The 14,369-nt window shown below is 61.6% G+C and carries 6 protein-coding genes; all 6 read right to left on the bottom strand.

Annotation, left to right across the window (positions count from 1 at the left end):
* Window positions 1–12 precede the first annotated feature (12 nt).
* Window positions 13–1,290 carry a flavohemoglobin expression-modulating QEGLA motif protein gene (locus ACM6J5_RS01745; RefSeq protein ID WP_414927674.1) on the bottom strand — a complete coding sequence of 426 codons (1,278 nt, stop codon included), beginning with the start codon at window positions 1,288–1,290 and terminating at the stop codon, window positions 13–15.
* A gap of 88 nt (window positions 1,291–1,378) precedes the next feature.
* Window positions 1,379–3,505 (bottom strand): TonB-dependent receptor family protein, encoded by a 2,127-nt coding sequence (locus ACM6J5_RS01740; protein WP_414927673.1) that lies wholly within the window; start codon window positions 3,503–3,505, stop codon window positions 1,379–1,381.
* A gap of 109 nt (window positions 3,506–3,614) precedes the next feature.
* A complete protein-coding gene (locus ACM6J5_RS01735; RefSeq protein WP_414927672.1) occupies window positions 3,615–4,355 on the bottom strand; it encodes a Mut7-C RNAse domain-containing protein in 741 nt (246 codons plus the stop codon).
* A 310-nt stretch (window positions 4,356–4,665) separates the two neighbouring features.
* Window positions 4,666–7,731, bottom strand: a complete 3,066-nt coding sequence (locus tag ACM6J5_RS01730; protein WP_414927752.1) for an Ig-like domain-containing protein — start codon at window positions 7,729–7,731, stop codon at window positions 4,666–4,668.
* A 381-nt stretch (window positions 7,732–8,112) separates the two neighbouring features.
* Window positions 8,113–9,246, bottom strand: a complete 1,134-nt coding sequence (locus tag ACM6J5_RS01725; RefSeq protein WP_095941764.1) for a response regulator — start codon at window positions 9,244–9,246, stop codon at window positions 8,113–8,115.
* A 49-nt stretch (window positions 9,247–9,295) separates the two neighbouring features.
* Window positions 9,296–14,158 carry a HAMP domain-containing protein gene (locus tag ACM6J5_RS01720; protein ID WP_414927671.1) on the bottom strand — a complete coding sequence of 1,621 codons (4,863 nt, stop codon included), beginning with the start codon at window positions 14,156–14,158 and terminating at the stop codon, window positions 9,296–9,298.
* Between the last annotated feature and the right edge of the window lie 211 nt (window positions 14,159–14,369).

Below are 14,369 nucleotides of genomic sequence, written 5' to 3'. Positions count from 1 at the left end.
ACTCGGCGCCGATCACAGCGCACTGGCATCGCTTTCGTGTTCTTCGGCGAATGCCATGAACACATCAAGGTCCAGCACATCCAGCTTGATCCGGGCGATGAACGCCGAAAAGGCCAGGTTGGCGGCCAGCAGGCGCAGGTCGCTGGCCCAGGCGGGAAGATAGACCGGCCCCTTCAGCCAGCCGGACTCGAACAGGGGCGCCAGGCGCACGGTGTCGGCCAGGCTGAGTCGCCCGGCAAACAAATGCCCCACCAGATCCGGTCGGTTATCGCGGATCGCAATGCGCAGCAGGGTGTGGACGCCGAGCAACCCGGTCAGGTAAGCGGCGTCCTTAGTGAATGCCGAACCGCCCCGCAGGTCGGCGCCGCGGAATACCCGTTGAGTCGAGCGGAAGGATTCCTCTTCTGTCTGCCCGGCCGTCAGAAAACCTTCGAACACCTGGATGAAGTCGGCACCCTCCAGCGCCTGCTGGACAGCGAGCACGCGCAGGGCCAGGCGACGCAGGCGGTTGATGTCCATGCTGCCGGTGAACAGTTCGGCCAGGGTGGCAATGCCTTCCTGGGTCTGGGTCGTGCGGGGCGCTCCCAGGCCCAGGCTTGTGAGGTTGGGCTGGCGCGCGCCGTTCTGTGCGGTGGCGACATGCACGAAGGCCTCGTGTTGCAACAGCTGATGCTTGTCCAGCTCGGAGAACAGCGCGCTGGCCCGCAGGCGAATGCGGCTCGATCCGGCGATGGCCTTGGCGGCCAGGTTCGGATCGAGCACGACCGTGATCTGTCCGGCGCCAAAGAAGCGGTCCAGTTCCGGTTGAATCCAGGCGGCGAACGCCTTGGCCGGGATCTCGGCCGGGCAGGGTGGAATCCGCGCACCGCCCAGCAGGGCGTCGGTGGTCTTGAGAAAGAAACGGGCCGCGTCGAGCATGCTCAGTTGCAAGCGCGTGTAGTAGAAGTCGGGACGGCGGTACAGCGCTGACGAATATTGGGTAAAGGCGGGAGTGCCGATGGCCCCCAGCATGTGTCCGGCCGTGGCATAGCTACGGGCGGTCATGGCAAGGAAATTTCCGGCCGGATGCCCCACATCGCAATGGCTGATAAAGCTTTCCAGGGCGGCGATGTCGGCGCTGTGGTCGCGAGGCTGCAACTCGACCCTGGGTAACTCGACCCGCCCGCCGCGCCATTTGGCCAGGAAGTCTTCCTCGACGCCGTCCGGCCAGGACAGGGCATCCAGCACGCGGATCTTGCGGGTCAGGTCGGGCAGGGCGGCATCGAGTTCGGACAGGGCTGCGGCGCTCATGGATATCTCCTTGAGGGACGAGGTGACGTTACAAAAGCTTAGTCGTCGCGGCGCAGTTGCGTGCGTTTGCGAAGTCGGGCCAGTGACCTCAGAGCAGGCTCCACGACACCCCGACGTACATCGCCATGCCTTCGCCGGGGGTGGAGCGTGCCGCGTCCAGCCCCTTGTCGTCGTAGCCCGGCGTGACCGTGGCGGCATAGTGCTTGTCGGTCAGGTTGCGCATGTCCAGCCAGGTCTGCCAGTCGCCCTTGGGCGCGTTGTAGCCCAGTGTGGCGCCGAATAGGGCGTAGGGATCGGCGTAGTAGCTGTTGGCGTAATCGACTGCTACTTTGGACACCCATTGCGTGTTGACCGCGGCGAAAAAGCCTTGTGGCCAGTCGTAGCGCAGTTCGCCCTGGTAATAGTGCATCGGCAGGCCCGGCAAGCGGTTGTCGCCGAAGCGCTCATCGTCGCGGTAGTGGAAGTCACTGAAGGTATAGCTCTGGCGCAGGCTCAATTGGCCGCCATCCTCCGGCGACCAGAGGGGGCTCAGCAGGCTGGCTTCCACGCCCTGGTGCACGGTGGGGCTGGCGTTGAGCTCGTAGGGCGTGGTGGCGTTGGCGTCCGGCAACACCGACAGCAGTTCGTGGCGCACCTGGGCGTAGTACCAGGCCAGGCTCCATTGCCCCAGCGTGCTGTCACCGCGACCGCCGATTTCCAGGGTGGTGGCGGTCTGGTTTTGCAGTGTGACCGGTTCGCGCTGGGCGCCCGTGGCAACGCCGCTGCCCTTGGGAAAGCGGATGTTCGAGCTATAGATCAGCGACCACGGGTGCGGCGCCTCGACCGAGCGGCTGAGATTGCCGAACAGTTGCAGGTCCGGTGTCAGTTGGTAGCGCAGGCCCACGCGCGGGGCGTAGTCCCAGTCGTGCAGGCTGGTCTTGCCACCTTCCTGCGGGTAGGTGACATCGCTTTCACGGCGGGTGTAGATCGCGGCGAGGCCGGTGGTCAGCCACAGGTCGTCGGCGATCTCCAGGTCATTGCCCACATGCAGGACCGTGTCCGAGCCCTGGTAGGTGAAGTTGCGAATCAGTGTGCCCGGTGCATAACCGGCGGTGTTGCCGGTGGGGATGCGCACGAACTCGCTGGCACCGGCACTGGGCAGGTGTCTGGTCATTCGCAGGCCCAGGGTACTTTGGCTTTGCAGACCCCAGAGCGTGTCGCGCCGCTTGTAGTCGAACGTGCCGCTGACATCGGTGTACGCGACCTTCAAGCGGTTGGGGCCCTCGCTCAGGTCCATGGGGTAGTCGTGGTAGACAAGGCCGGTCTGGATGCTCGAATCGTCATCGATGTACCAGGTGGTCTTGTTGCCGATAAAGGTGCTGCCCGGCTCGTCGCGGCGGTCGTCCCGCGCCACGTAGGCCGGGTTGGCCGCCCGTGGGTCATGCTCGATGGAATGTTTGGTTACCCGTCCCGCGAGGTCGTTGTCGGTCTGGCGGTGGCGCAGGTAGAAGCGTGTTTCCAGGTTGGCGTTGAAGCGATAACCGAAGTTGGCGATGACACCCTGGCTCTCGCTGGCCGTGTGGTCCTGGTAGCCGTCGGCGTTGGCATCGGTCATGGCCACGTAGTAATCGAAAGCGCCGAGCACTTGCCCTGAACTGATCAGGCGCTGCTGATAGCCGTGACTGCCCGTTGCGTAGCGTACCTGCAACTTCGGCGCGTCGTAGCCGGTATGGCTGACGTAATCGATGGCCCCGCCCAGGGCCAGGGCACCCCGGTCGAACCCGTTGGCGCCGCGCAGCACCTCCACATGGTCGAGCCACAGTGGTTCCAGCAATTCATAGGGCGTGCCGCCGGGGCCGGTCAGCGGCAGGCCGTCGAGCAGGGTGTACAGCCCCGAGGCGTGGGCGCCCGGTGCGCGGTTGATGCCCGATCCGCGGATCGAGATCTTCACCCCTTCGTTGCCCGCCGACTGGGCATAGATCCCCGGCTGGTAAGCCAGCACATCCTGATTGCTGGCGACGCGGCCCTGCAACGGACGGCGCATGTCGACCACGTTGGTGCCGCCGGGCACCTGGGCCAGCCGGGCCCTGGCGTCCTCGATCCCCTGGTCTTCGTCGCTCTGGTCCTCGGCGCCAATCAGCACTTGTCCCAGCTCCAGGCCCTGAGCCTCGGTCATGGCCGGACAAACAAGGGCCAGGCCCAGCAGCGCAGCGGGCAAGGAATGAGGCGAGGGCATTGGGAAAACTCCAGACGTGCGGGAACGGGCAATGAACAGTGCGACGCAAGAAGGAACGAAGGGAGCACATGGCAATTTTGTTATTTTTTTGCCCGCCAAGGGCTGGCGGCTATCGGTTCAGCAGCGGTGCCAGCAATGCACACATGCCGCGCCAGTGCGAACCCTCCCAGTAAACCCGTTGGCAGGCGTCGCAGCGCAGGAAGCGTGAATAGAGGACGCCAATGCGTGGCGGCACCTGCGTCCGGGCCAGTTCCAGGCTGATTTCGTGCAGCGGCAGGTTGCAATGAAGGCACAGGCTGAATGGCCGCGCACTACGCGCCAGGTCGAGGCGCTCGTACAATTCGCGCAGCTGCAGCGACGGTTTCAGGGCATGCACATAACAGCCGTGGCTGATGATTCGGCGCTTGAGCAGTTCGCGGTCGCGGGTCAGCACGATGCGGCCTTGCTGTGCAGCGATCTCGGCGATCTCGCCATCCTCGAAGCCATTGTCGTAGAGGGTGTCGAAGCCGCTCATGCGCAGCAGGCTGGCCAGCCCGCCAAGGTGCGCATCCGCGACGAAACGCAGCACCCGTAAAGGTTGCGCGCGAACCTTCAGCAGCGGGCTGATGTCCAGCGCTTCGAACTTGGGATACACCGCCAGCCGGTCGCTGTCGAGGATCACCCGCTCCAGGCCCACCGACTCGCCGTTGAGCAGCACCAGTTCGACCTCGGTGTGCGGCACCCCGAGCGCCTCGATCATGTGCTTGACCGTCGCCCCTTGCGCGCACTGGCAGGTGAAGGGTTGCCGCCGCCGTTCGGCCGGCAGGAAATCGTTGAGCTCATCAAAGAAGCGGAAAGTTGCACGGGTCATGTTGAACAGTATGGCAGGGCTGTAGGGTGAGCGAGTCTGATTCGGATATCTACTGAGTCGCCCCCGATCTTGTAGGCATTGAATGACCGTTGTCGGGCCGATTGCTGCCTCTGACGAGGGGCAGTTACCGATCCAGGCTGTGTGAAAATACGCGCGATGAAGGCTGAGAGTCGCGCGGGTTGCCTGTGGAATCAGCAGGCGAAAGCGCGAATAGCCCTGGTCAGCGACATAGGCGTTCGTAATGCCGTTTGTAGCAAGAGGGCCTCAATGAGGCCCTCGTCGCTATAGCCTGGTTGTACTTAGTGCACCACTACGGGTTCCCGCTGACCGCTACCGAGACCGCTACGGACACCGCTACGGACACCGTCGCCGGTGCCGACTCCGCGCCCTTGGCATCGCTGGCCTTATAGGTAAAGGTCGCGGTGAACGGTGCGGGGACCGTGGCCGGTGGTGTGTAGGTCACGCGCACACCATCGGTACTGACCACGCCCTTGCCGGAGTCCGGCTGCTCCAGCCCCACCACCTTAAGTGGCACGTTAGCGTCAGGGTCGGTGTCGTTGGCCAGCACGTTGATGGGCAGCGGTTGGCCGGTGTTGCTGATGGCGCTGTCGGGATTGGCGACCGGATTTTGGTTATTGCCCTCGTTATTGGTGCGGGTATCGCCAGTGCGGAAGGTCGGCAGCGCGGCGGAGTTGACGTAGGTGACGCCGTCCCAGCCGGGCAGGGGGGTTGGCATCAACTGGAACTGGCCGGGGTTTTCGACATCCCAGCGCAGCAGCATGGACGTGTCCTCGTGCTGGGTGTTGTGGCAGTGCTCCATGTAGGTCCCGGCGAATTCACGGAAGTGGATCGCCATTTCCACATCCACCGAGCTGTCGATGCCCTGACCGATGCGATAGACGTCCTTGCGCGCCCATTTTTCCCATTCCGGCGGCGGGTTGCCATCGCGGTGGAGGATGATCCCTTCTTCGAAGTGCACGTGTACCGGGTGGGTCCAGCCGTTGCCGCCGGTCTTGATTTTCCACACCTCAAGGGTGCCGTCGCCGGAGAACCCGGCAGGGGTCGGGCCGTTGGCCAGTTGCGGGGCGGCGCTGATGACTCGTGGGTCCATGGGGAAGCCGAATTCACCACCGTCGGTCTTGATCGTCCAGGGTTGTTCGTCGGTGCCGTCGGAGCGGCCGAAGATGAACTCGCGATGCCGCGCCACCTTGAGCGTGGCCTGCACCACCGGATCATCGCGGTTGAGGGTCAGCGGGATCATGCTCTTGCCGGCCGGTTTGCCCGGCTTGGCGGGTTCGAAGTCGGCGGGGTTCATGCTCACGTCCTGGCCGGCATAAGGCTTGACCACGAGTTGCAGGAACTTACCCACCGCCGGGTCGCCGCCGTTCCATTCCAGCCCTTTGTTGCCCTGCCTGAGCACCGCCTTGTACTTGCCGGACAGGACATCGGCCAGGCTCAGCAGTGTAGCCGTCGGCTTCTTGCCGTTCTGGTGCTCCATCAGGTTGACGAAGTACAGCTTGTCGCCGGTGTTGATCCCGTTTTTCGCGAAGTTGACGATGATGTCGTAACGCTCGGCGATGCCCTGGGTGGGCAAGATGGCGTTGTGGTCCTGGACATCGCCGTCACCGTCCAGGTCCATGCTGCCGTCGAACGGCACGGTGTGCTCCATGAGGTTGCCGTCGTTGGCGATCATGTGGAACGGCACCCGGCTATAAGACAGGCCGGAACCGGCCGGGCCGGGGAATTCGCCGCCGGTACCGGCGACTTCACGCACCAGCGCGATTCTCAAGTAGCGCGAGACCGAGCCGTTGAGGATGCGGAAGCGATAGCTGCGCGCCCGTACATTCAGGCGCGGTTGGTACTGCCAGTTGACCAGGAGCTGATCGCCGAGGAAACCGTCGGTGTTGAACGGGTTGAACCACAGTTGGCCATTGGCGTCCCAGGCCTTGTCGGCCACCAGCAGGTTGACGTCATAGTCACGGTTGCCCCAGGGCAATGCCGAACCGCTGGGCAGGTGCAGGTTGACGCCATCTTCAAGCGCTTCGTTACCGCGATCCAGGGCGCTGTAGTAATTCATCATCACCGCGTTGCCCTTGTAGACGTTCTGCGCGGTGAAATCGAGCATGTGGTCGTGGAACCAGTGGGTGCTCATGGTTTCGCGCCAGTCGCCACGGATCTTGATGCTGCCGTTGTTGCAGGTCTTGAGGCCGGGCGTGGCATCGTTGACGAACAGGGTTTCGCCCGGGGCGCAGGGGAACGCCGCGCGCGGATCCTGGGCGCTGGTGTTGATGGTGTCGTAACCGGCCAACTGGATCGGCCAGCGATAGTCGTAGTACTGCCCCGGAAAGAAAAACGCATTGGCATAGCCGTCGCTTTCGGCCGGGGAGTGGCCGTTGTGTTCGTGGGTTGTAATGGTGTGCAGGCCAAACCCCATGTTGGCCGACAGATCGATCGGCAGGGCGTTGTAGTGGCGCATCAGCGCGGCTTGACCGTAACGCACCATCAACAGTTTTGGCGGAAGGGTGCCGTCGAAAGTCCAGAGCGCCTGGTGGTTCTGAATCGGCATGTTGGGGTGAAAACGAACACTTATGCCTTTGGTGGTGCCCGCCAGGACCGGGGTGTCCGAGGTTTGGTTGTAGAGCCCGCCCGGCCCGAACTCACCGACGGCGTAGTTGTGCAACTGTCGGTGGTCGCGCATGCCGCTGTTGATCTGGGCGCCCGCTTGCACGGTTTTGAAGCCGACCTGCGGGAAGAACTCGTTCCAGCGCTGGTGCGACCAGCCTTTTCCTGGTGGACGACCTTCGGCCGGCGAGTCGACCGGATGGCGGTTGAGGAAGGCTTCGATCTGCGCTTTCCATGGGTTGCGGTCCAGTACGTTGGAAAACTGCGACGGAAACGGGAACAGCCCCGGCTGGCTCATGAAGGCTTCCAGCGCCGCGGCCGAAGGGCCGCTGCGGGCGATGTTGTTCGGGTCCTGCGTGGGCGCCGGGCCGACGGTCGGAACCGGGAAGGTCAGGGGCGGTGCCGGAAGTGTCGGGTCGAGTTTCTCCGTGCCGAACTCTTCGAACAGCAGCAGTTGCTGGGTGTACGGCTGGGCCCCGAACAATGGGCTGGGCTTGCCGTTGGTGGGAATATTGAAGGATGTCTGCAGGGCTGGCGGCAGCACGTTGTCGGTCGTTGGCGTGGTGCGGTCGCCAAACACGCCGTTGGGCAGGGCGAGGGCGCCCTGGTTGGCGGGTGGCAGAGCCCGTAAGGCAGCTGCCGCGGCATCGAGGTCAGCCGGCGGGTTGCTAAACGCCGAGGGGTCCGTCGGTGGTGGCGGGCCGAAATCATCCAGCGGCACGGCGTTTGCACTGGAGGTTAGGGTAAGGAGCATGGCACAGGGCAGGCTTGACCTGCGCAGCAAGGCGATGGAGTTGCGTAGTGGTGTCGTGCGTTTCATTTTTCACCCCTCGCGACATATCGAGTCTGGCGAAACCCGCCGTCGCCAGAATGTCTGGGACATAGCTTTTGCGGGTACAACGGGGTGTGCAACTAATGGGCCATCACACTGGGGCGAAAAAAGTTCAGGATAATTAATAAGCTATTTTTGAGCGTTTCAAACGAGAGAAGGGGGAGTGGGGAATACTCCTCTAATTAGGTGGTAAATACCCGTTAATGGGCGTAGTACCCCGTTTATGGAGATAGTTGCTGCCCTGTTTCACCGATCTTTATTGGCCGATTGCTGTCTGTTGTGGGGGTGCCTGAAGCATCCGGATCAGTCGAGTGGCAGCGATATCGTTAATCTCGTTCCTTTGTCCGGTGCGCTGTCAATCGTGAATTCCCCGCCCAGCATGCTGATGCGTTCCTTCATTCCCACCAGCCCGAACGAGTTCAGTTTTTTGCGATCCGTCATGCCTACGCCGTTGTCCTTGATCTGCAGATAAAGCCGGCGACCCTCTCTGCAGAGTTCGATATGCACCTGTGTCGCTTGCGCGTGCCGGGCAATGTTCGACAGCGATTCCTGCACGATGCGAAACAGAGTCGTGGCGGATTTTTCATTCAGGTCGCGACGGAAATTTTCGTCTTTGGCCGACATCGTGCAATCGATCGCGCTGCGCTGCCGGAACTCTTCAAGTTGCCACTCGATCGCTGCCTGTAGTCCCAGATCGAGTACGGGTGGCCGAAGATCATTGATGATACTGCGGACACTGCGGATGGCTGTATCGAGGTGATTCAGCGCATCGCTGGCCTTTTCGTTGAGCCTGGGGTGCCGGGTACTGGTGCGCGCCTGCAACATGGAGACATCGATTCGCAACGCCAGCAGGCTCTGTCCCAGCTCGTCATGGATGTCCCGTGCGATCCGCTTTCGCTCTTCTTCCTTGATGTGCTCCTGATAGGAGGCCAGTTCACGCAGTTGCCGTTTCGATTGCCGCAATTCTTCGGCCTGCATCGTCAGTTTGCGCTGCAAGTAGAACAGGTCGACAAACACCTGGATCTTGGCGCGAAGAACCTCGGCCACAATCGGCGAGAAGATGTAATCCACAGCGCCGGCCGTATACCCGCGGAAACGCTCGGAATCCGTGTCGGCCTCCGCTGTGACGAAGATAATGGGCGTGTGGGCCGACTTCGGGCGGCCGTGAATGAGTGCAGCGGTTTCAAAACCGTCCATCACCGGCATTTTCACGTCGAGCAGAATGACGGCGAAGTCGCGTTGCAATAGCAGGCGCAGCGCCTCGCGTCCGGAAGTCGCCGTGGCAACATCGAGGCCCATGTCGGCAATCACCGCGGCGAGCGCCGTAAGCTTGGCGGGATTGTCATCCACCAGCAACACGGATGCTGGCACGCCATCGGGCGGGAGCGGGTGCCGCACCTGGGCTCTGTCATTGAATATCGGAGGTTCCTGTTGCATATCTATGCCACTTCGGTTCGCGCTAGTGCGCAATGAGCGCGGTACAGCGTCATCGATAGAGCCATTTGCGCATCAGTGACAGCAACTGGTCGGTATCCACCGGTTTGCTGACATAGTCCGAGGCGCCGGCCTCAATGCATTTTTCACGGTCGCCCATCATCGCCTTGGCCGTCAGCGCAATCATGGGCAGGGCTTCGAATCTCTTGAATGTACGGATCTGGCGCATGGTTTCAAAGCCATCCATCTCGGGCATCATGATGTCCATCAGCACGATGTCGGTATCGGGCTGTTGCTGCAGCAGTTCTATGGCGGTTCGACCGTTTTCCGCCGTGGCCACCAGCATCTTGTTGCATTCAAGCACGCTGGTCAGGGCAAAGATGTTGCGCACGTCATCGTCGACCACCAGGGCCTTTTTACCCTCCAGACTGTCCGAGCCCTCATAGAGTTTTTCCAGCATTCTGCGCTGGGTCTGCGGCAGTCTGGCGACGACACGGTGTAGAAACAGCGCGGTTTCGTCGAGTATGCGCTCGGGGGACTGAACTGACTTGATCACGCCCTTGCCGAGCAGTGTCCTGAAACGCTCGTGTTCCGGCTTGGTCAGTGTCTGTGCACCATAGACGACGATCGGCAATTCCCGCATGGCGTGGTCTTGCTGCAAGGCCTCGAGAAAGCTGATGCCGGATGCGTCGGGCAGTTCGAGATTGATGGCCATGCAGTCGTAGCGTTTCTTTGCCAGTTTCTTCAAGGCCTGCGCGCCGCTGGCGGTCGTTTCGATCTTCACGTCGGTGTTGCCGAGTAGATCGAGGATGCGGGCGCGGCTCTCATCGTTGCCGTCGATGAGCAGCAGGTTCCTGGTCTTGCGCCGAGCGAATGCCACGATACCGACCAGTGCATTTTGAATCTCCTCGGCTGTGACCGGCTTGAGCAGATGGTCGAAAGCGCCATAGCGCAGCCCGCGTGTGTGGTCGTCAGCGTTCGAGATGATCTGGACCGGAATGTGACGCGTGGCGAAATTGCGCTTCAACTGCTCGAGCAGCGACCAGCCATCGATGTCCGTCAGGCCTGGGTCCAGCGTGATCGCGGCGGGTTTGAAGCGTTCGACAAGCTCCAGCGCATCCGCGCCACGGGTCGAGACGATAGCCCTGAAGCCCGTCTGGTGCGCGGCTTCGAGCAGAATGCTGGCGAATCGGGCGTCGCCCTCGAGCATCAGCAGCACTTGGTCCCCGGGTTGGACCGACTCGCGGTCGTCGGGTATCTGTGCAGACGGGCTTGGCATGAGGTCGCGCTTGACCTGGTCAGGTACGGCCTCTGTCGTTGATTCGTCTAGCGTCTGACGCTGGGCATCCTGAGTACGCAAGGGCACGTACAGCGCGAAAGTACTGCCCTTGCCGATCTCACCGGGGATCAGCCGCAGCTCACCGCCCAGCCGGTGTGCGAGCTCGCGGCTGATCGACAGGCCGAGGCCGGTGCCGCCGTATTTGCGTGAGGTTCCGGTATCTGCTTGCTGGAACGCTTCGAAGATGAGCTTCTGCTTGCCGGCGGATACGCCAATGCCGGTGTCGGTGACCACGAAGGCGACCACCGCATCGGCACGATTGAGTTCGTCGTTATCCACGCTCCACCCGGACACAGCGGGTTCGATGTTGATCTTGACGCTGCCTTGTTCCGTGAACTTGAAGGCGTTGGACAGCAGGTTCTTGACCACCTGCAGCAGGCGCTTTTCGTCGGTCCAGATGACGGGGGGCAGGGCAGGCGCCAGTTCAATCGTGAAGTCGAGGCCTCGGTTTTCGGCGACCGGCCGGAAGGTGCGTTCGATCTGGTCGTGCAGATCGGCGAACAGCGTTTCATTCAGATCCAGCGTGACCGTGCCCGACTCGATCTTCGACAGATAGAGAATCTCGTCGATCAGCTCCAGCAGGTCTTTGCCCGCGCTACGGATGGTCTTGGCATATTCGACCTGCCTGGGCGTGAGATTGTGTTCTGCGTTGTCGCTGAGCTGCCGGGCCAGGATCAGCAGGCTGTTTAATGGCGTTCTGAGCTCATGGGACATACTGGAGAGGAATTCGGACTTGTACTTCGAGGTCAGCATCAGCTGTTCCGCCTTCTCCTCCAGCGACAGCTTGGTGATTTCGACCTCGCGGTTCTTGCGCTCGACTTCGGCTTTCTGCTCCGCCAGCAGTCCCGCCTTGTCCCCCAGTTCCTCGTTGGTCTGCCTCAATTCTTCTTGTTGCCTTTGCAGCTCGTGCGCCAGCGATTGCGACTGCTTGAGCAGTTCTTCGGTACGCATATTGGCTTCGATCGTGTTGAGTACGATACCAATCGATTCAGCAAGCTGATCAAGGAAGGTTTGATGAATGATGCTGTAGCGCGTGAACGAAGCCATTTCGACGACGGCCTTGACCTTGTTCTCGAACAGGATCGGCAACACGATGATATTCAGCGGGGCGGCCGCACCCAGTCCCGATGAAATCGCGACGTAATTGGCGGGTACATCGGTCAGCAGGATGCGCCGCTTCTCGTAGGCGCATTGCCCGACCAGGCCCTCGCCGAGCCGCCACTCATCGTTCACATTGATGTTGCCCTTGTATGCATAAGCGGACAGCAGTTTGAGCTTCGCAGGATCGGGCGGGCTCTCGTTCATCATGTAGAACACGCCGTGCTGGGCGTTGATCAGCGGAGCCAGTTCAGACAGCACCATCTTGGAGACTGCCGCCAGATCGCGCTGGCCCTGCAGCAGACGGTTGAATTTCGCGAGATTGCTCTTGAGCCAATCCTGTTCTGCGTTTTGCCGGGTGGTTTCCCGCAGGTTGCGGATCATCTCGTTGACGTTGTCCTTCAATTCCGCCACTTCACCCTTTGCTTCCACCTCCACGTAACGCGTCAGATCGCCCTTGGTCACGGCAGTCGCCACGTCGGCAATCGCGCGCACCTGATTGGTCAGGTTGGCCGCCAGACCGTTCACGTTGTCGGTCAGATCGCGCCAGGTGCCGGCTGCACCCGGCACGTTGGCCTGGCCCCCCAGCTTGCCCTCGACGCCCACTTCACGCGCCACCGAGGTCACCTGATCGGAAAACAGCGCCAGGGTATCGGTCATACCGTTGATGGTGTCGGCCAGTTCAGCGATCTCGCCCTTGGCTTCCAGTGTCAGTTTCTTCTTCATGTCGCCGTTGGCTACGGCGGTCACCACTTTTGCGATGCCTCGTACCTGGCTGGTCAGGTTGGCCGCCATGAAGTTCACGTTTTCGGTCAAGTCCCTCCAGGTGCCGGACACGCCTTGCACCTGTGCCTGCCCCCCGAGCTTTCCTTCGGTGCCGACTTCGCGCGCCACCCGCGTCACTTCGGCGGCAAAGCTGTTGAGCTGGTCCACCATGGTGTTGATGGTGTTTTTCAGCTCCATGATTTCGCCCTTGGCTTCCACGGTAATCTTGCGCCCCAGGTCGCCTTTGGCCACCGCCGTCGTTACGTCGGCGATGTTGCGCACCTGATTGGTCAGGTTGGCCGCCATGCTGTTGACCGAGTCGGTCAAGTCTTTCCAGGTTCCACCGACGCCCGTCACTTTTGCCTGGCCACCGAGCTTGCCGTCAGTCCCCACTTCGCGAGCCATGCGCGTCACTTCGTCGGCAAAGGTCGAGAGCTGGTCCACCATGGTGTTGATGGTTTCCTTGAGTTGGAGAATTTCACCTTTCGCTTCGGCTGTGATCTTGCGCGACAGGTCGCCGTTGGCCACTGCCGTCGTCACGTCGGCAATGTTGCGCACCTGGGTGGTCAGGTTGGCCGCCATGCCGTTGACCGAATTGGTCAAGTCCTTCCAGGTACCGGACACGCCGGTCACTTCGGCCTGTCCGCCCAGTTTGCCTTCGGTACCGACTTCCAGCGCGACGCGGGTCACCTCCGAGGCGAAGCTGGAGAGCTGGTCGACCATCGTGTTGATCGTGTTTTTCAGTTCGAGAATCTCGCCCTTGGCTTCAACGGTGATTTTCTTGCCCAGGTCGCCGCGCGCCACCGCCGTCGTCACCTGTGCGAGGTTGCGCACCTGGGTGGTCAGGTTGGCCGCCATGCCGTTGACCGATTCGGTCAGGTCGCGCCAGGTGCCTGATACGCCACGCACTTCCGCCTGACCGCCCAGCTTGCCTTCGGTACCGACTTCCAGCGCGACGCGGGTCACCTCCGCAGCGAAGCTGGAAAGCTGGCCGACCATCGTGTTGATGGTGTTTTTCAGCTCGAGAATTTCACCCCTGACTTCAACGGTAATCGTCTTGCCCAGATCGCCTTTGGCCACCGCGGTCGTCACGTAAGCGATGTTGCGCATCTGGGTGGTCAGGTTGGCGGCCATGTCGTTGACGGAATCGGTCAGGTCTTTCCAGGTGCCGGACACCCCTTTGACATTGGCCTGCCCACCGAGAATCCCTTCAGTGCCGACTTCGCGGGCCACGCGGGTGACCTCGGAAGCGAAGGAGCCCAGTCGCGTCACCATGGTGTTCACGATCCTGGCGGATTTGAGGAACTGGCCCCGCAGTCTCAGGCCGTCAAGTACCGGTGGTACCTGCTGGCTCAGATTACCCTCGGCAACCGACCCGATAACGCGAATCATCTCGCTCATCGGGCTGATGAGGTCGCTGGTCAGCGCATTGCTCGAGTTGACGATCTTTTGCCATGAGCCTTTCATCATCGGCAATTGGATACGCTCATCGACCTTGCCCTGCTTGCCGATCAGTCGCGCCACGCGTTCGAATTCGGTGGCGGTGTCGGCCGCCATATCGATGATCTCGTTGAGCGTGTCGGCGATCTTTCCCGGCATGCCGGTCCAGTCTTGCGGCATGCGCGTGGTGAAGTCACCATTGCGCAACGCTTTCAGCGCTGCCAGCAACGTCTTCATGTCGAAAACTTCGATCGGTGTCGTCACTGTGGCCATGTCTATGTCCAGTCAAAGTGGATGCCACGCGCAAGGCGTCATGCAGGAGCCGGCAATGCAGTATTGACCATGCTGAATACTGAGCGTTGGCTCACGAAATATTAGCAAGGTTGGCGCAATGCCCAGGATCCTGGGGAAAATGGCCGGGATCAGGCCGTTCCAGCCGACTGCACCCGCAGTCCGCAGAAGTGAGCACTAACGCCTGAGGCAA

Origin of the sequence: Pseudomonas sp. IT-P74, assembly GCF_949768175.1 — a bacterium.
Taxonomy (GTDB): domain Bacteria; phylum Pseudomonadota; class Gammaproteobacteria; order Pseudomonadales; family Pseudomonadaceae; genus Aquipseudomonas.
The sequence above is the reverse complement of the archived record's forward strand: the minus strand, read 5'-3'. Positions and strand labels throughout refer to the sequence as shown.

What these genes read in the sequence shown, in the direction of transcription:
- ACM6J5_RS01735 (WP_414927672.1), bottom strand. Translation starts at nt 4,355, where the DNA reads ATGACCCGTGCAACTTTCCGCTTCTTTGATGAGCTCAACGATTTCCTG.
- ACM6J5_RS01740 (WP_414927673.1), bottom strand. Translation starts at nt 3,505, where the DNA reads ATGCCCTCGCCTCATTCCTTGCCCGCTGCGCTGCTGGGCCTGGCCCTT.
- ACM6J5_RS01730 (WP_414927752.1), bottom strand. Translation starts at nt 7,731, where the DNA reads ATGCTCCTTACCCTAACCTCCAGTGCAAACGCCGTGCCGCTGGATGAT.
- ACM6J5_RS01725 (WP_095941764.1), bottom strand. Translation starts at nt 9,246, where the DNA reads ATGCAACAGGAACCTCCGATATTCAATGACAGAGCCCAGGTGCGGCAC.
- ACM6J5_RS01720 (WP_414927671.1), bottom strand. Translation starts at nt 14,158, where the DNA reads ATGGCCACAGTGACGACACCGATCGAAGTTTTCGACATGAAGACGTTG.
- ACM6J5_RS01745 (WP_414927674.1), bottom strand. Translation starts at nt 1,290, where the DNA reads ATGAGCGCCGCAGCCCTGTCCGAACTCGATGCCGCCCTGCCCGACCTG.